This window comes from Spirillospora sp. NPDC048911, from assembly GCF_043198015.1.
GTDB lineage: Bacteria > Actinomycetota > Actinomycetes > Streptosporangiales > Streptosporangiaceae > Spirillospora.
Map to the genome: position 1 here is coordinate 425472 of NZ_JBICUD010000007.1, position 16675 is coordinate 442146.

18 protein-coding genes and 1 pseudogene are annotated in these 16675 nt (G+C 71.9%); 12 read left to right on the forward strand and 7 right to left on the reverse strand.

Features of this window, described 5'->3' with window-relative positions:
• Nucleotides 1–23 precede the first annotated feature (23 nt).
• The 4 genes from ACGFNU_RS31535 (at nucleotide 24) to ACGFNU_RS31550 (ending at nucleotide 4482) form a co-directional block, all read left to right on the forward strand.
• Nucleotides 24–1034, forward strand: a complete 1011-nt coding sequence (locus tag ACGFNU_RS31535; protein ID WP_392599483.1) for a substrate-binding domain-containing protein — start codon at nucleotides 24–26, stop codon at nucleotides 1032–1034.
• A 149-nt stretch (nucleotides 1035–1183) separates the two neighbouring features.
• Entirely contained in the window at nucleotides 1184–1570 is a 387-nt protein-coding gene (locus tag ACGFNU_RS31540) for an RNA-binding S4 domain-containing protein (RefSeq protein WP_392599484.1), read from the forward strand.
• 118 nt (nucleotides 1571–1688) lie between these two features.
• On the forward strand, nucleotides 1689–3674 hold the full coding sequence (locus ACGFNU_RS31545; RefSeq protein ID WP_392599486.1) for an acyl-CoA dehydrogenase: 1986 nt from the start codon (nucleotides 1689–1691) through the stop codon (nucleotides 3672–3674).
• A gap of 25 nt (nucleotides 3675–3699) precedes the next feature.
• Nucleotides 3700–4482 carry an SGNH/GDSL hydrolase family protein gene (locus ACGFNU_RS31550; RefSeq protein ID WP_392599488.1) on the forward strand — a complete coding sequence of 261 codons (783 nt, stop codon included), beginning with the start codon at nucleotides 3700–3702 and terminating at the stop codon, nucleotides 4480–4482.
• A gap of 21 nt (nucleotides 4483–4503) precedes the next feature.
• Here ACGFNU_RS31550 and ACGFNU_RS31555 read toward each other — a convergent pair whose 3' ends face one another.
• Nucleotides 4504–5640 carry a methyltransferase gene (locus ACGFNU_RS31555; protein WP_392599490.1) on the reverse strand — a complete coding sequence of 379 codons (1137 nt, stop codon included), beginning with the start codon at nucleotides 5638–5640 and terminating at the stop codon, nucleotides 4504–4506.
• 28 nt (nucleotides 5641–5668) lie between these two features.
• A complete protein-coding gene (locus tag ACGFNU_RS31560) occupies nucleotides 5669–6466 on the reverse strand; it encodes an SAM-dependent methyltransferase (protein ID WP_392599492.1) in 798 nt (265 codons plus the stop codon).
• Nucleotides 6467–6627: 161 nt separating this feature from the next.
• Here ACGFNU_RS31560 and ACGFNU_RS31565 point away from each other — a divergent pair, with 161 nt between their 5' ends.
• A complete protein-coding gene (locus tag ACGFNU_RS31565; protein ID WP_392599494.1) occupies nucleotides 6628–8037 on the forward strand; it encodes an MFS transporter in 1410 nt (469 codons plus the stop codon).
• 12 nt (nucleotides 8038–8049) lie between these two features.
• Here the strand turns inward: ACGFNU_RS31565 and ACGFNU_RS31570 are convergent, their stop codons facing one another.
• Together ACGFNU_RS31570 and ACGFNU_RS31575 are read right to left on the reverse strand one after the other, a co-directional pair.
• A complete protein-coding gene (locus ACGFNU_RS31570) occupies nucleotides 8050–8574 on the reverse strand; it encodes a DUF4262 domain-containing protein (protein WP_392599496.1) in 525 nt (174 codons plus the stop codon).
• On the reverse strand, nucleotides 8525–9790 hold the full coding sequence (locus ACGFNU_RS31575) for an alpha/beta hydrolase (protein ID WP_392599498.1): 1266 nt from the start codon (nucleotides 9788–9790) through the stop codon (nucleotides 8525–8527). Before ACGFNU_RS31575 ends, ACGFNU_RS31570 begins: the two co-directional genes overlap by 50 nt.
• A gap of 130 nt (nucleotides 9791–9920) precedes the next feature.
• Here ACGFNU_RS31575 and ACGFNU_RS31580 point away from each other — a divergent pair, with 130 nt between their 5' ends.
• The 4 genes from ACGFNU_RS31580 (at nucleotide 9921) to ACGFNU_RS31595 (ending at nucleotide 13831) form a co-directional block, all read left to right on the forward strand.
• Nucleotides 9921–11051, forward strand: coding sequence for a sensor histidine kinase (locus ACGFNU_RS31580; RefSeq protein WP_392599500.1), 1131 nt, complete (start codon nucleotides 9921–9923; stop codon nucleotides 11049–11051).
• Nucleotides 11039–11710, forward strand: coding sequence for a response regulator (locus ACGFNU_RS31585; RefSeq protein WP_392599502.1), 672 nt, complete (start codon nucleotides 11039–11041; stop codon nucleotides 11708–11710). Before ACGFNU_RS31580 ends, ACGFNU_RS31585 begins: the two co-directional genes overlap by 13 nt.
• 89 nt (nucleotides 11711–11799) lie before the next feature.
• Nucleotides 11800–13266 carry a serine hydrolase domain-containing protein gene (locus tag ACGFNU_RS31590; protein ID WP_392599504.1) on the forward strand — a complete coding sequence of 489 codons (1467 nt, stop codon included), beginning with the start codon at nucleotides 11800–11802 and terminating at the stop codon, nucleotides 13264–13266.
• Between the two features lie 112 nt (nucleotides 13267–13378).
• The gene (locus ACGFNU_RS31595) at nucleotides 13379–13831 is read left to right on the forward strand and encodes a GNAT family N-acetyltransferase (protein ID WP_392599506.1); all 453 of its coding nucleotides are present in this window, start codon (nucleotides 13379–13381) and stop codon (nucleotides 13829–13831) included.
• A gap of 72 nt (nucleotides 13832–13903) precedes the next feature.
• Here the strand turns inward: ACGFNU_RS31595 and ACGFNU_RS31600 are convergent, their stop codons facing one another.
• Both ACGFNU_RS31600 and ACGFNU_RS31605 read right to left on the reverse strand, forming a co-directional pair.
• Entirely contained in the window at nucleotides 13904–14050 is a 147-nt protein-coding gene (locus ACGFNU_RS31600; RefSeq protein ID WP_392599760.1) for a hypothetical protein, read from the reverse strand.
• A 74-nt stretch (nucleotides 14051–14124) separates the two neighbouring features.
• A pseudogene (locus tag ACGFNU_RS31605) lies at nucleotides 14125–14223 on the reverse strand (hypothetical protein); the annotation flags it as partial.
• Between ACGFNU_RS31605 and ACGFNU_RS31610 the strand changes: the two are divergent.
• Nucleotides 14209–14511: a CGNR zinc finger domain-containing protein gene (locus tag ACGFNU_RS31610; protein WP_392599508.1), complete on the forward strand. Its 303-nt coding sequence runs from the start codon at nucleotides 14209–14211 to the stop codon at nucleotides 14509–14511. The pseudogene ACGFNU_RS31605 and the gene ACGFNU_RS31610 overlap by 15 nt on opposite strands.
• Nucleotides 14512–14626: 115 nt before the next feature.
• On the forward strand, nucleotides 14627–14761 hold the full coding sequence (locus ACGFNU_RS31615; protein WP_392599510.1) for a hypothetical protein: 135 nt from the start codon (nucleotides 14627–14629) through the stop codon (nucleotides 14759–14761).
• Between the two features lie 72 nt (nucleotides 14762–14833).
• Here ACGFNU_RS31615 and ACGFNU_RS31620 read toward each other — a convergent pair whose 3' ends face one another.
• Nucleotides 14834–15694 carry a thermonuclease family protein gene (locus ACGFNU_RS31620; protein WP_392599512.1) on the reverse strand — a complete coding sequence of 287 codons (861 nt, stop codon included), beginning with the start codon at nucleotides 15692–15694 and terminating at the stop codon, nucleotides 14834–14836.
• A gap of 118 nt (nucleotides 15695–15812) precedes the next feature.
• Between ACGFNU_RS31620 and ACGFNU_RS31625 the strand changes: the two genes are divergently transcribed.
• Nucleotides 15813–16664: a GNAT family N-acetyltransferase gene (locus ACGFNU_RS31625; protein WP_392599513.1), complete on the forward strand. Its 852-nt coding sequence runs from the start codon at nucleotides 15813–15815 to the stop codon at nucleotides 16662–16664.
• Nucleotides 16665–16675 lie beyond the last annotated feature (11 nt).

Consider the following 16675-nt stretch of genomic DNA (forward strand, 5'->3'; position numbering starts at 1 on the left):
AGAACACCCCTGAAGGAGCCCACATGCGCGTCGCCCGTACGACCCGCGCCGCCGTCGCGATATCGGCCGCCGCCGCCCTCGCCCTCACCGGGTGCAGCCGCGCCGGTGACAGCGCCAGCGGATCCACCGGCAAGGCGTCCGGCAAGAAGGACGCCACCGTGATCATGAGCACGCTGAACAACCCGTTCTTCGTGAGCGTCAAGAACGGCGCCCAGGCCCAGGCGACCAAGCTGGGCATCAAGCTGAGCGTGCAGAACGCCAACAACTCCGACGCCGCGGCCCTCAACCAGGCCACCACCGCCATCTCCAAGCAGACCGGCGTGCTGATCATCGACCCGGTCAGCACCCAGTCGGCGACCTCGTCGGTCACCCAGGCCAACGCCGCCAACATCCCGGTGATGGCGTTCGATCGCCGGCCCGCCGGCGGCAAGCTGGCCTCGTTCGTCGGCTACGACGCCGTCCAGGCCGGCCGCAACGCCGCCAAGTCGCTGGCCGAGGCCGTCGGCGACAAGGGCAAGGTCGTGGAGATCCAGGGCCTGCTCGGCACGAACGTCGCGCAGGACCGCAGCAAGGGCTTCAACGAGGAGATCTCCAAGCACAAGGGCATCCGTGTCGTGGCCAAGCAGGCCGCCGACTTCGACCGCGCCAAGGCCCTCGACGTGATGACGAACGTCCTCCAGGCCAACGGCGACATCGACGGCGTCTACGCCGCCAACGACGAGATGGCCATGGGCGCGCTGTCGGCGCTGAAGGCCCGCAACCTGGCCGGCAAGGTCAAGCTCGTCGGCAACGACGGCATCTCCGACGCCCTCGCCGCCGTCGCCGCCGGTGAGATGCACTCCACCAACGCCGAGTCGCCATTCGCCCTGGGCCAGCGGTTCATGACGCTGGCCGGCGACGTCCTGGCCGGCAAGCAGGTGGCGGCCGACGAGGTCCTCCAGGGCAGGCTGGTCACCAAGGCCGGCGTCAAGGAGTACGCCAAGTACCTCACCGACATCGGTGACGCCGCCGACGTGCCCGCCTCCCTCAAGTAGGCCCGCCTACGCTCGGCGGCCCTTCCTCCTCTCACAGGGAGGAAGGGCCGCCGAGTTGTCGTTCCACCGACTCCCGGAAAGCGGACCATGACGCTGTACACGTTGCTTCGGCCTCCCACCCTTTTGCGGCGTCGCATTACAGTGGCGGGATGGCAGAGGAGCAGGTGAGCGCGCGCGTCGACAGCTGGATATGGTCGGTACGGCTGGCCAAGACCCGCTCGATGGCGTCCACCGCTTGCCGTGGCGGGCACGTGCGGGTGAACGGGGTACGCGCCAAGCCCTCCCAGACGGTGCGGGTGGGCGACGAGGTGCGGGTCCGGCAGGAGGGCTGGGAGCGGATCGTGGTCGTCTCCCGGATCATCACCAAGCGCGTCGGCGCTCCCGTGGCCGTCGAATGCTATGTGGACAAGAGCCCGCCGCCCCCGCCGCGCGAGGCGACCATGCCGGTCGCCGTCCGGGCTCGCGGCGCGGGCCGTCCCACCAAGCGCGAACGCCGCAGCATCGAGCGCCTTTTCGGGCGGCACCCCACCCCCTGACGCCCGCCCGCCGAGAGGGGTGTGACCCGGCCGACCCGGGGTGGCGACATGGATGCGCTACTGGCGGGTAGGCAGCCTGTACGCAGGAAGAACCCGTACGGCTGGGAGGGTGGTCCAGGTGAAGCTCTCGCCCCTGGAGGACGTGGTCGACGCGGAGGCGCTCCGCCGGGTGCTGGACGGCCGGTGGGAGTCCGTCCGGCAGACCGCCCGCCGGCGGATGCAGGACCTCGAGCCGCCCGCCGGGGAGACGGGCGACGTCGAGGAGCAGCGGGTCCGGGTCCTGGAGGAGCTGCGCGCGCTGGCCGCGAGCGGGTATCCGGGGCAGGGCTTTCCCAAGGAGTACGGCGGCGAGGGCGACATCGGCGGCTCGGTGGTCTCGTTCGAGATGCTCGGGCTCGGCGACCTGTCGCTGCTGGTGAAGGCCGGGGTCCAGTGGGGGCTGTTCGGCGGGGCGATCGAGGCACTGGGGACCGAACGCCACCACCGCCGCCATCTCCGCGCGGTCATGGATCTGGACCTGCTCGGCTGCTTCGCGATGACCGAGGGCGGGCACGGCTCGGACGTCGCCCACCTGGAGACCACCGCGACGTACGAGGACGGGCATTTCGTCGTCCACACACCGGTGGAGAGCGCCCGCAAGGACTACATCGGCAACGCCGCCCGCGACGGCCGGATGGCCGTGGTGTTCGCCCAGCTGATCGTCGGCGGCGAGTCGCAGGGCGTGCACGCGCTGATGGTGCCGATCCGCGACGATCGGGGACGGCCGTGCCCGGGCGTGCGGATCGAGGACTGCGGACGCAAGGGCGGCTTGAACGGGGTCGACAACGGGCGCCTGTACTTCGACCACGTCCGCGTCCCGCGCGAGGCCCTGCTCAACCGGTTCGGGGACGTGGACGCCGACGGCGTGTACTCCAGCCCGATCGGCAATCCGGCCCGGCGGTTCTTCACCATGCTCGGCACGCTGATCCGCGGCCGGGTCAGCATCGCGGGCGGGGCGGGCTCGGCGTCCAAGACCGCGCTCGCCCTCGCCGTCCGGTACGGCGAGGCGCGGCGCCAGTTCGAACGACCCGGCACCGGCACCGAGGTCCCGATCCTCGACTATCTGGCGCACCAGCGGAAGCTGCTGCCCGCGCTGGCCACCACCTACGCGTTGCACTTCGCCCAAGAAGAGCTGGTCACGGCCCTGCACGACATCCATACGGCGGCGCTGCGCGACCAGGACGACGGCGATGAGGTCGAGGACTGGCGGCAGCGCGAGCTGGAGTCCCGGGCCGCCGGGCTCAAGGCGGTGGCCACCTGGCACGCCACGCAGACCATCCAGGCCTGCCGCGAGGCCTGCGGCGGCGCCGGCTACCTGACGGCCAACCGGCTGCCGCAGCTGAAGTCCGACACCGATGTCTTCACCACGTTCGAGGGCGACAACACGGTCCTGCTCCAGCTGGTGGCGAAGGGGCTGCTCACCCGCTTCCAGCACGACGTGGACGACCTCGGCACGCTCGGGCTGGCGCGCTTCGTCGCCGAGCAGTTCGCGGAGGCGCTGATCGAACGCACCGCGGCCCGTTCGACGATCGCCCGGCTGCTGACCGCGCGCGGCGAGCCGAGCGAGGCCGACCTGCTGGACCGGGCCTGGCAGCTCCAGGCCTTCGAGGACAGGGAGAAGCACGTCCTGGAGGGGCTGGCCCGGCGGCTGCGCCGCGCCGCCGCCGATGACGCCGACCCGTTCGAGGTGTTCAACGACGCCCAGGACCATGTGCTGCGCGCCGCCCGCGTCCACGTCGACCGGATCGTCCTGGAGGCGTTCGTCGCCGCCCTGGACCGCTGCGACGAGTCCGCCTCCGAACTGCTGGGCCGGGTGTGCGACCTGTACGTGCTGTCCACGATCGAGGCCGACCGCGCCTGGTTCCTCGAACACGGCCGCCTCAGCCCGGCCACCGCCAAGGCCCTCGTCGAGACGGTCAACGAGCTGTGCAAGCAGATCCGCCCGCACGCCCGCACCCTGGTGGACGGTTTCGCCATTCCGGCCCACCTTCTCGACGTCCCGATCACCTCTCCCGTCTCGCCGTCGGCGTCCGATTTGTCGTACGATGACGCGCAGGTTGATTAGTCGAATTTTTGACTAGGGGTGCGCCGTGTCCTACCTGCGGTATGTCGCGATCGGGGACAGCCAGTCCGAGGGGCTCAAGGACGGGGACGAGACGACCGGCTACCGGGGCTGGGCCGACCGCCTGGCCGAGCTGATCGCGGCCACCGAGCCCGCGGTGACCTACGCCAACCTCGCGGTGCGCGGCAAGCTCGCCGCCCAGGTCCGCGCCGAGCAGCTCGCCCCGGCGCTCGCCCTCAAGCCGGATCTCGCCTCGGTGATGGCGGGGATGAACGACCTGGTCCGGCCCGGCTTCGACGCGGCGGCGGTGGCGGGCGAGCTGGAGGCGATGTACGCGGCGCTGACCGGCCAGGGTGCCCGGGTGGTCACGTTCACCTTCCCCGACATCGCGAAGATCGCGCCGATCACGGCGCGGCTGCGGCCTCGGGTCCTGGACCTCAACGCGCGCATCCGGACGGCGGCGGAACGGCACGGGGTGGCCGTCGTCGACACGTTCCCGCACGCTGTGACCTGCGACGCGCGGTTGTGGAGCCCCGACCGGATCCACGCCGCACCGCTCGGGCACGCCCTCATGGCCGCCGCCGCGGCCCACGCCCTCGGCCTGCCGGGCAGCGACGACACATGGACCCGGCCGCTCCCGCCGCGGGCGCCCATCGGCACCCTGCGCCGCGCCGGCACCGAGGCGATCTGGGTCGGCAGCTTCTTCGGCCCCTGGGTCGTGCGCCGCCTGCGCGGCCGCTCGTCGGCGGACGGCCGCGTCGCCAAGCGCCCGGAACTCCTTCCGGTGCGCGGCCCCCAGCCCACTCCCTGATCGCGGGCGCACGCGGAGGTGTCAGGCGCGGGCCCGCAGGACGACGAACTTGGGGTTGGCGGCCACCGTCGTGCAGTTGCCGAAGATCCGGCGGAGCTTCACGTGGTAGCCGAGGTGCCGGTTGCCGACGACCCAGAGCTCGCCGCCCGGGCGGAGCACCTTGCGCGCACCGGTGAACATGCGCCAGGCGGTCGCGTCGGTGGTCGCCTGGTGCGAGTGGAACGGCGGATTGTTGAGGACGAGATCGGCCGACTTGGCGGGAACGGCCGACAGCCCGTCGCTCGCGAGGAACTCGGCCTTCCCTTCGGCGTTCGCGTCGTACGTCTCCTCGGCGGACGCGAGGGCCTGGAACGACTCGTCCACGAAGAGCACTTCCGCTCGCGGGTGCGCCAGCGAGGCGGTCAGGCCGACGACGCCGTTGCCGCAGCCCAGGTCGATGATGCGGCCATAGTCGCCGCCTTGGGGAAGATGCTGGAGGAAAAAGCGGGTGCCGATGTCGAGGCGGTCGGCGCAGAAGATCCCGGCGTGGTTGACCACCGTGCGTCCCGACGCGATGCCGACGCCCTCCGGCAGAGCGTAGGTGTGGGGCCACGGGCTGGGACGTCTGGGAATGCTCAGGTCAGGTGTGCTGAAGATGAGCCGGGCCTTCCTGACCGCCAGGGAGGTACGCGTCGGGCCTATGAGCTTCTCGAAGAGCTGCAACGTCGAGGTGTGGATCTCCTTGACCATGCCCGTGCCGACGACGACCGTCCGTTCGTGGACGGCGGACGCGAGGCGGTGCAATTGGTCTTCGAGGAGGGCGAGGCTCTTGGGGACGCGGACCAGCAGGACGTCGACGCGTTCGGGCGGAGCGTCCCTGGTGGTCAGGAGCCGCACCGCGCCCGGGTCGACGGCGTTCCGTTCCAGGTTCGCCCTGGTGGCCGACTGCGCCAGGAACGAATCGGAGATCTGGGCGGGATGGAACGCCGCCAGCGCGGTGGCCAGCGCGCCCCAGCGATCTCCGACCACGGCCACCGAGCCCGAGAGATCGGCTCGTTCCTCGTCCAGGTGCCGGAGCAGGTACTCGTCGGAGGCGTCCCAGGCCCGCAGGTCGTCCCGCGGATTGTCCGGAAAGCGCGCGAGCGTGAAGTCGCCCCATGGGGTGGCCAGCTGGTCCATAGCCTGACCAGGCTAACGGCCCGCCGTGCTAACGCTTGCGGCCCAGCCCCGTGTAGTGAAGCTGCTGCGCGATGGTGAGCGCGGCGGCCGGCGGCTCGTCCGGGCGCCAGTACGGGTTGGGAACGACGCCGGGCTCCAGCAGGTCGTAGCCGTCGAAGTAGGCGGTGATCTCTTCGGGCGTGCGGAAGCGCCCGGTGCCCAGGAGCCGCAGGAACTTCTCCTGCAACGCCTCGGCCACCGGGCCGAAGTTGCAGAAGTGCGTGATGAACAGATGGCTGCCTGCCGGGACGGCGTCCATGTAGGCGTCGACGAGCCCCTTGGGGTCCTCGTCGTCGTGCAGGTGGTGCAGGATCGCGACGAGCATGATCCCGACCGGCTGGTCGAAGTCGATGAGCCGGTGGACGTCCTCATGCTCCAGGATGCTCGCCGGCTCGCGCAGATCGGCGGTGATCACGGCGGTGCGGTCGTCCTCGGCCAGCAGGGCCCGGCCGTGGGCGAGGACGATCGGATCCTTGTCCACGTACACCACGCGCGAGCTCGGGGCGATGCGCTGCGCGACGGTGTGGGTGTTGTCCGCGGAGGGCAGGCCCGCGCCCAGGTCGAGGAACTGCCGGATGCCCTGCTCCGCCATGATCCGCACGCCCCGGCCCAGGGTCGCCCGGTTGACCCGGGCCATGCTCATGACCTCCGGCAGGCCCTCGGAGAGCTGCGCCAGCACGACCCGATCGACCTCGAAGTTGTCCTTGCCGCCGAGCGCCGCGTCGTAGACCCGGGCGATGCTGGGCTTGCTGACGTCGATGCCCTGCGGTGCCCAGTCTGCTGGCATGACCATCCTCGCGTCTTGCTCCGGTTTGACTGCGATTGACCATATATGTGACGGACCTCCTAGATCTTCGAAACCGGCGATGGTCCTAGGTCCAACTACCGGCGGGTCCTGGTCCCCCTGACCGACGCGAGGCAGGGCGGGCCGCGATCAGCATGAACGTCATGACCACCGCGCAGAAGGCCCCACCGCACAAGGCCGCACCGGCTCCCGCCACACCGGCGTGGGCGGCGCTCCTCGCCGCGAGCATCGGGCAGTTCCTCGTCGTCCTGGACATCTCCGTCGTCAACGTGGCGCTGCCCGGCATGCGCAGCGGCCTGGGGCTCGGCGCCACCGGCCTGCAATGGGTCGTCAACGCCTACTCGCTCGCGTTCGCCGGCTTCCTCCTCCTGGGCGGCCGCGCCGCCGACCTCTTCGGCCGCAAGCGGATCTTCATCGCGGGCCTCGGCGTCTTCACCGTCGCCAGCCTCGCGGGCGGGCTCGCGCAGGACGCCGGAACGCTGATCGCCGCCCGCGCCGCCCAGGGCCTCGGCGCCGCGATCCTCGCCCCCGTCACGCTGTCCTTGATCACCAGCACGTTCCCGGCCGGTCCGGCCCGGACGAGGGCCATCGCCACCTGGACCGCCGTCGGCACCGCCGGTGGCGCGGCGGGCGGCCTGGTCGGCGGGCTGCTGACCGACTACCTCGACTGGCGCTGGGTCCTGCTGATCAACGTGCCGATCGGCATCGCCGTGACGGCCGTCGCCGCGGTGTGGCTGCGCGGCGGGCGCGACACCACCGGCCGGCCGCGCCTCGACGTGCCCGGCGCCGTGCTCGTCACCGCCGGGGTGGCGCTGCTCAACTTCGGCATCACCCGCACGGAGACCTACGGCTGGACGTCGGCCGACTCGCTCGTCCCGCTCGTGGCCGGGCTGGCCGCGCTGGCCGCCTTCGTCGCGGTCGAGGCCCGCACGGCGCAGCCGCTCGTCCCGCTGCGGCTCTTCCGCCTGCGCAGCGTCGCGGTCGGCAACCTCGCCACGATGGTCAGCATGCTCGGCGGGTTCGCCCTCTGGTACTTCCTGTCGCTCTACATGCAGAACGTCCTGCACTACAGCGCGGTGCGCACGGGCCTGTCCTTCCTGCCCCACACGATCGGCATCATCATCGGCTCCAAGCTCGCCCCGACGCTGATGAACCGCATGGACGCCCGGCTCCTCGCCGCGTTCGGCGGCCTGCTCGCGGCGGGCGGCTTCGCCTGGCAGAGCGCGGTCCTGCACGCGGACGGCACGTTCCTCGGCTCGCTCCTCGGCCCGGGCGTCACCATGGCCGTCGGCTTCGGACTGCTGATGACGCCGCTCGTCGAGGCGTCCACCACCGGCGCCTCGGCCGACGAGGCGGGAGCGGTCGCGGGCATCGTCAACACCTCGCGGACGATCGGCGGCGCCATCGGCCTCACCATCCTCGCGACCGCGGCGGCGAAGTCGGGCTCCGACCTCGCCGCGGGCTACGCCACGGCCTTCCTGGTCGCGGCCGCCATCACCGCGGTGGGCACGGCACTGATCGCCTTCCTCCCCCGCCCGCGACCACAGCAGTGATCCGGAGCCCGATCACGACTCGAGCCACACCCCGGCCGGATGCGCGTCGCGGGCCAGCCAGGCCTGCGGCTGCGCTTCCTGGTACCCGTCGGCGGTCTCCGCGTCCCACGGGAACCGGCCGTCCCGATCAGGCCACACCAGCTGCACCACCGGCAGCGGCGGCCGCTGGTAGAAGGCCATCGCGGTTCCGAAGAACGTGCGGTACCAGCCGGGGTCGACCCGCTTGAGGACGATCGGATAGTCCCTGATGAGCCCGTGCCGCTCCTGCCCGTCCTCGGCCGCCCGCCCGCAGGCGATCTCCCGGCCGAGGTGGTTGATCACGGCCTCCGTCACGTCCATGCCGAGCCCGAACATCGCCAGCTCCGGCGACCGGTGGCTGTGCCAGAGCCCCACGCTGAACGACCATCCGGGCCCGGCCTCGTCCGCCGCGATGTTCATCACGCCCCAGCCGTGCGTCCGGACGTTCTCGATCATCGAGCGGTCGATGTCATCCAGCTCGCCGTGGTCCTCGCACAGGATGCAGTGGCACTCCGACATGCGCGCGAGCGTACGCCATCCGATCTTCCGCCGCCGGGGCGGCCGCCCGCCCGGCGGCCGCCCGCCCGGCGACCCGGGCGGTGAAGGCCTCGACCGCGTCGACGACGGCTTCGAAGCGGAGCGAGTGGAACAGGTCGAAGGCGTGGTGCCCGCCCTTCAGCTCGGCGTAGACGACGGGGGCGGCCGAGTTCCGGCGCAGCTGGCCGGCGAAGTGCCGGGCATGCTCCACGGGCACGAGCGTGTCCTTGTCGCCGTGTGCCAGGAAGAAGGGCGGCGCGTCCGCCGTGATGTGCGAGCCCGGCGCGGACTCGGGGCCCTGGTCGTAGTAGGAGCGGTACCAGGAGTTCAGGCAGATGGCGCCGGTGACCGAGGTGTCGGCGTCCTCGAAGCCGGGCTGGAAGGCGGGGTCGCTCCGGGTGAGCGCGGCCAGGGCCGCCATGTGCCCGCCCGCCGAACTGCCCGCGACGAACAGCGTCGCCGGATCGGCGCCGTACTCGTGAGCGTGCTCGCGCACCCAGGCGATGACCTTCTTGAGGTCGATCAGATGGTCCGGATGCTGGAACTCGGGCCGGAGCCGGTAGTTGGCGCTGACGCACACCCAGCCGCGGCCGGCGAGCCGGTAGATCAGCGGGAGCGACTGGCTGTTCTTGCGGCCTCCGGAGTAGCCGCCGCCGTGCACATGGATCAGGACGGGCGCGCCGGACGGGCGTGCGCGGTGGTGGTAGACGTCGAGCAGGTTGCGGCGGCCCGCGTCGCCGTAGGCGAGGCCCGCCACCCGCCGGACGTCCCGGCGGCGCCGGAAGACGGGCAGAAGCAGGATGCGTGCCAGCGGAGGGCGGCGCCGCAGTCCTTCAGCGAGGTCGGCGTCGATGGCGGCACGCCAGCCGGTGCCCAGCCCTTCGGCCATGGCGCGCTCGATCCTGTCCCTTTCGCCCCGCGCGCGCTGAGCGACGACGGCGAGCCCGGATACGGTCACGGCGGCCAGCGCGACGGCCGCCCAGCCGCCCGCCGAGTCGATGTCGCCCTGGGCGAACGCCAGCGCCGTCGGAGCTCCCAGCCAGTAGACGGCCACGAAGAACGGAAGCTCGTTCACGGCCAGGCCGAGGTAGTAGCTCAGGCCGGCGAGGGGACGCGGCCGCCGCACCGGCGCCAGGGCGAACAGCGTGCCCAGCGCGCCGAGCACCACGGGGATCAGGTAACCGATGGGTGCGTTCATGGGCACAGCGTCGCCGCCGCGGGACCGGCGGCACATCGGGCGCGCGGCTGCGCGTGATCCGTCCGCGGTCGAGGTCGATACCGACTTTCGTAGGGGGCGGCGGCGGCCGGTCCGGAGTTACTGTGACCCGGTGAACAGCAAGGTCAGCGACGCGCGGGCGATCATCGGCATGGTCGCGGTCGGCGCCCTGGTCGTGGCGACGACCGTGAGCAGGCATGTCACGGGGGGCGGTCCCCTGTGGCTCGACATCACCGTCGGCATCGCGGCCTGTGCCCTCCTGCCCGTTCTGCTGCGGTGGCCCGTCCAAGGCGCACTGGCGCTGAGCGTCCTGGCATGCCTGTCGGGTGCCGCCACGCCACCCGCCACGCTGGGCGCGCTCCACGTCGCGCGGTGCCGCCGCCTCCCGGTCGCGGTCGCGGTGGCCGCGACGGGCGTCGCGGCGCACGCGGTGCAGGGGTGGTGGCGGCCCACCTCCGGCATCTCCTACGGCTGGTGGCTGATCCTGATCACCGCCGCGTACGGGGCGCTGGTCGGCTGGGGCGCGCTGGCCCGGTCCCGCCGGGCGCTCCTGGAGTCGTTGCGTGAGCGGGCGCGCCGCGCCGAGGCCGAGCAGGGACGGCGGGTCGCCGAGGCCCGGATGCTCGAACGGACCCGGATCGCCCGCGAGATGCACGACGTGCTCGCCCACCGGCTGTCGCTGCTGGCCACGTACGCGGGGGCGCTGGAGTACCGGCCGGACGCCCCGCCCGAGCAGCTCGCCCGCGCCGCCGGGGTGATCCGGACCGGCGCGCACCAGGCCCTCGACGAGCTCCGCGACGTGATCATCCTGCTGCGGGACGACGAGGAGGACGCCGGCTCGCGCCCGCAGCCCGTCCTGGCCGACATCCCGCGCCTGGTCGAGGAGTCGCGCGACGCCGGGACGCGGGTGGACTTGCGCGACGAAGTGGCCGAGCCGTCGACCCTCCCGGCCGCCGCCGGCCGGACCGCGTACCGCGTCGTCCAGGAGGCACTGACGAACGCGCGCAAGCACGCCGCGGACCGCCCCGTCCACCTGACGCTCACGGGACGTCCCGGCGACCGCCTCGTGATCGACGTCCGTAACCCGCTGCCCGCCGACCCGGGCGCGGGGCCCGCGGTGCCCGGCTCCGGCACCGGCCTGGTCGGCCTGACCGAACGGGTGCGGCTGGCCGGCGGGCGGCTCGACCACGAGGCGGCCGGCGGCGAGTTCCGCCTGCGCGCCTGGCTACCATGGCCCGCGTGAGCCCCGATCCGCCCGAGGTGCGCGTGCTCATCGTGGACGACGACGCGCTCGTGCGCGCCGGGCTGTCGATGATGCTCGACGGCATCCACGGCATCGTCGTGGTGGGCCAGGCCGCCGACGGCGACGAGGTGCCCGCCGCCGCCGACCTGCACGCCCCGGACGTCGTCCTCATGGATCTGCGGATGCCGCGCGTGGACGGCATCACCGCCACCCGCAGGCTCCGGGGCCGCCACGATCCGCCCGACGTCATCGTGCTCACCACGTTCGACAGCGACGAGAACATCCTGCACGCGCTGCGCGCGGGCGCCGGCGGCTTCCTGCTCAAGGACACCCCGCCCGCCGAGATCGTCACCGCCGTCCGCCGCGTCGCGGCCGGCGACCCGATCCTGTCCCCGCAGGTCACCCGGCGGCTGATGGACCGCGCCGCCACGCAGGCCGACGCGTTCGAACGGGCGCGGGCGGCGCTCGCCGCGCTCAGCCCGCGCGAGAACGAGGTGGTCCTCGCCGTGGCCCGGGGGTGTTCCAACGCCGAGATCGCCGCCGAGCTTTTCATGAGCGTGGCCACGGTGAAGGCGCACGTCTCCTCGGTGCTCACCAAGCTCGGCCTCGACAACCGGACGCAGATCGCGCTCCTGGCCCACGACGCCGGCCTGGCCTGATTCCCGCAAACAGCGTACGCACTTGCGTACACAATCCCTCATGCGTACAGTGTTCGCAACACGGAACAACGTATGCAAGGAGCGAGATCATGACGGAGACCTGGGACCAGAGCGGCAACTGGACGGCCGAGGGCACGTGGGGCACCCGCACCTCCACCGGCCGGGACTTCTCGCTCGACCGCTGGCGGGCACGGCTGGACGAGCTGCGCGCGGCCCACCACGTCCCCGGCGCCCAGCTGGCCGTCCTGGTCGACGGGAAGATCCACGAGCTGGCCAGCGGAGTCCTGCACCGGGCCACCGGCGCCAAGGTGACCACCGACTCGGTCTTCCTGTCCGGCTCGATCGCCAAGATCTACACGGCCACCCTGATCATGCGGCTCGCCGACCAGGGCCTGCTCGACCTGGACGCCCCGGTGGTGGAGGTGCTCCCCGAGTTCGCCACGCCCGACCCCGAGGCCACCAAGGTCATCACGACCCGCCAGCTGCTCTCGCACACCGGCGGCCTGACCAACGACTTCACCCACGACACCGGCCGCGGCGACGACTGCCTCGCCAAGTACGTGGAGGCGGCCCGCGACGTGGCGCTGGACTGCCCGCCCGGAACGGCCGTCTCCTACGGCAGCGTCGGCTACGTCGTGCTGGGCCGGATCATCGAGGTCCTGACCGGGAAGACCTGGGACGAGGCGATCCACGACATGCTGGTGACGCCCCTCGGCCTCGAACGCACCATGACGCTCCCCGAAGAGGCCCTGCGGTACCCGGTGGCCATGAGCCACCTCGGCGAGCCCGGCGAAGACCCAGACCCGGCGCCGATCTGGGACATGATGCCCCGCTCGGCAGGCCCTTACGGCCGGGTCATCGTCTCGGCCGGCGACGTGGTGCGGCTCGCCCAGATGCACCTGAACGAAGGCAAGGCCCCTGACGGCACCGTCGTCATGTCTCCCTCGGCCACCAAGGAGATGCAGCGCCGCGAAGTCGACGTCCCCGACAAGTGGACGGTCAGCGCCGACGGCCAGGCCCTCGGCTGGGTGCTCTACGACTGGGACGGCATCGTCGGCTGTGGCCACGACGGAGCCGCGATCGGCCAGTACGGCTACCTGCGCGTCGTCCCCCAGGCGGGCGTGGCCGTCGTCCTGCTGACCAACGGCGGCGGAGCACGCCAGCTCTACGCCGACCTCTTCCGCGAACTGCTGCACGACCTGGCCGGAGTCCGCATGCCCGAACCCTTCGGCCCCGCGACGCCCCCCATCGCTGTCGACATCACCCCGCACCTCGGCACGTACAAGCGCGAAGGCGTCGTCATCACCGTCAGCGAGCGCGACGGCAGGGCGCGCATGCTCTACGAGTTCGTGGACGGCATGAAGGACCTCTCCCCGCCCCTCGACATGGAGCTGACCCCGGTCTCCGACACCGTCTTCGCCGCCTCCGGCGCGGGCCCGTCGTTCAGCGAGGACTACATGCCCGTGGTCTTCTCCACGCTCACGGACGGCACCCAGTGCGTCTACGTGGGCATGCGCGCCACTCCCAAGTTGCCCGCCCAGCCCGGCGATCACTAGCATCGCCACTCGGACAGGGGAGGTTGATGAATATGGCTGCCAGGAGCCGTCATCAGCATGCCCTTGTCCGGGCCTCACGGCCCGGTCGTCCCTGAACGACCAGGAGCTCCACATGAACACCGAACGCCTCGTCCTGCGCCCGTGGCCGGCCGGCGACATCACCGCCGTCACCCGGCGCACCCGCTGCGCCCACTGGGCCGATGACTTCCCCGCCGAAGGCGACGGCGTCATCGCCGGCATCCTCGCCGAGCACCCCGAGACCCTCGGGCAGAGCCAGATCATCGAACGCGCCAGCGGCCTCGTCGTCGGCTCGATCGGGCTCTTCTGGCCGCCCGCCGACGGGGCCGTCGAGATCGGATACGGCGTCGTCCCGTCCCGCAGGGGCCGGGGCTACGCCGCCGAGGCGACCCGCGCGCTGGCAGACCACGCCCTCACTGAACCGGACGTCCACACCGTCTACGCGAATGTGGAGCTCTCCAACCCGCCCTCCGTCCGCGTACTCGAAAAGGCGGGCTTCCAGCTCGCAAGCTCTGACGGCGGCACAGCCCGCTACCACCTGAAGTGACCGCGAGGCCGCCGTGATCGCGCACCAGGCCGATCACGGCGGCCATGCCTGTCTCCAGGTCCGCTCGTGTCTCTAGGTCCGCTCGTGCGCGCTTGCCAGCGCCTTCTCGAACCAGTGGTCGGCGTACGGATCGTCACTGAAAACGTCCACCTGGCGATAGCCGGACGCGCGGTAGAGGCCGATCGCCTCGGTGAGCGCCCGGTGGGTCTCCAGGCGCACGACCCGGGCCCCGTGTGCGCCGCGGCCCGCGCCTCCAGCTCCGCGAGGAGCCGGCGGCCGAGGCCCAGTCCGCGAACGGACGGCGACACCCACATGCGCTTGATCTTCGCGGTGGCGTCCGGGCCCAGCTTCAAAGCTCCGCAGGCCACGGGGTCGTCGTGCAACGTCGCCATCAGGAGCAGGCCGCCGGCGCCCTCGGCCGCCGTGAAGGCCCCCTGGGCACCCGGCTGGCGGCGATCCTGGCCGAGGCCGCCGCCGAGCTGCTGACCGATCCCTCGTTCGGCAGGGTGCGCCAATGCGAGGCCGATGACTGCGTGATGGTCTTCCTGCCCGCCCATCCGCGCCGCCGCTGGTGCTCCCCCGCCCGCTGCGGCAACCGGGCGCGGGTGGCCCGCTACTACCAGCGGCACAAGAGCGGCGACCCCGCCACTGACCAACCTGCCTGTGACCAAGAGGTATAGACCATGTTGCGAACAGGGGAGGGGTATCGGAGAAGATCTCTCCCTACCGCGGCGTGACAGCCGCTTTGGGATTTTCTTCGGCCGCGTAGGCCGCAGCAGGAGGACAGCACCGAAAATGAGCGACTCTCTGGCCAACCCCCGCCGTACCCAGCTCGACGCCTGGCCGTCCCGTCACGTGGACCAGGAACCGGCGCAGGACGACCAGTCCACCGCAGCCGTCTCGGCCAAGGTCGAAGGCGACTCGGAGTAATCGGGTGTTCCTGAAGCCCGTCCGGTCGCACCGGGCGGGCTTCAGCTGTTCCAGGCCCTTGTCGCGGGCGGCCTAGTCGGGCAGCTTGAGGTCCTCGCGGGCCTGGTTGAGGTCGTCCTTCCAGATCCACAGGCGGCGATGGGGCGGCACCTCGTGGTAGCCGAACTCCCCCACCATGCGCAGATCCCGCAGGTCCACGCAGATCCGCTGGTACGCGTCCTTCACCGCTGCGGCCGGATCGGGAAGCTTCTGGTCACCGAGCTTGATGCAGGCGCGGTACTCGTAGGCCAGCAGGAGCCGCTCGCCGAAGTCGGCCCACGCGCCGCGCCGCTCGTTCCACGCCGTCTCCGCGTCCTGGACGAGCACCTTCAGGTCCGGGTCGCGCGGGATGGACGGGTAGATGAGGAACATCGCGCCCCAGCCCGCGGCGACCATGTCCAGGTTGAACGTGCGCCGGTCAGGATGGTCCCGCGGCGGCACCGGGTCGCCCTTCCCGGCGAACCACGGCGCGATGTACGCCAGCAGCCGCCCGTACCGGTCGATGAGCTCGCCGGTGGGGATCACCGCGGTGCGGCGGCGGGTGCCCCCGGGCGTGGTGAGCCTGCGCTCCTGGAGCGCCTCGAAGAACGCGCTGGCCCGGTTGCCGGCGGTGATGTGATCTTCGGCCGCGTGCGGGGTCAGCCGCGACAGCAGATGCTCCCGCAGGCCCGCCGGGATCAGATGCTCGAACGTGCCGTCGGTGAGCCGGGTCCGGGTCCGGTCGAGCTTGAGCTGGGCGGTCGCCGGCACCCCCGCGTACCCCGCCTTCTCCGGGGTGTCGACCGACACCATGCGGATCGGCTGCTCCACCACCGGGGTGTCGCCGTCGGACGTGCGGATGAGGCGCCTGGGAACGGCGGGCCGGATGACCCGTGGAAAGTCGAAGGCGAGCATGTCCACCCCCTGAGGACGATGACGCGTTACCTTGAGTGTTGCACCCTTTACGCAAATCGCCCCGGTATTGACCGGATGAGGGCATTTAGTCCCGCGAAGATCCAGATATGGTCGGCTGATGTTGCGCGAGATGCAGGAGCTGACGCAGCGCCTCTGGCCCTCCCGCTGGCACATCGGTGACATGGCCTGGATCTGGTTCCAGCACACCGGCTACGAGGCCAAGATCCGAACCGCCCGGTGGGAACGAGACGGACGGACGGCCGCCTGGGCCTGGGCGAACCTGCCCGACGGCTCGCTCGACCTCCAGCTCGACCCCGCCCACCCCGAGCTCGCGGACGAGATCCTGACGTGGTTCGCCGAGACCGGCGGCCGGACGGTCACGGTCCTGGACGACGAGACGGCCATGATCGAGGCCCTCCTCCGCCACGGCTACCAGGAACGGACCGAGGGGCCGTTCTTCCTCCACCTGGGGCGCTCGCTCGCCGACCCGATCCCCGAACCCGCGGTCCCCGACGGCTACACGCTCCGCCACGTACGGTCCGAGGACGACGCCGAGGCCCGCGTGGCCGTGCACCGCGCCGCGTTCACCCTCCCCGGCGGGCCGCCCTCCAAGGTCACCACCGAGAGCTACCGCAACGTCATGCGCGCCTGGCCCTACCGGCGCGAGCTCGACTGGTTCGTGACCGCGCCCGGCGGCACGCCCGCCGCGTTCTGCCTGGTCTGGCTGGACGAGCGCAACAAGGTCGCGATCCTCGAACCGGTCGGCACCGATCCCGGCCACCGCAGGCTCGGGCTCGCGAGCGCCGCGATCCTCGGGGCCCTCCGCACCGCCCGCGACCTGGGCGCCGAGACCGCGCGGGTCTGCGCTCGCGGCGACGACGCCTACCCGTCGGCGCGCGCCACGTACATGTCGGTGGGGTTCCGCCGGTACGCGCGCAACCGCACCTTCGTCCGCCCCGAGAACGAGTAGCCGGGCCGGGG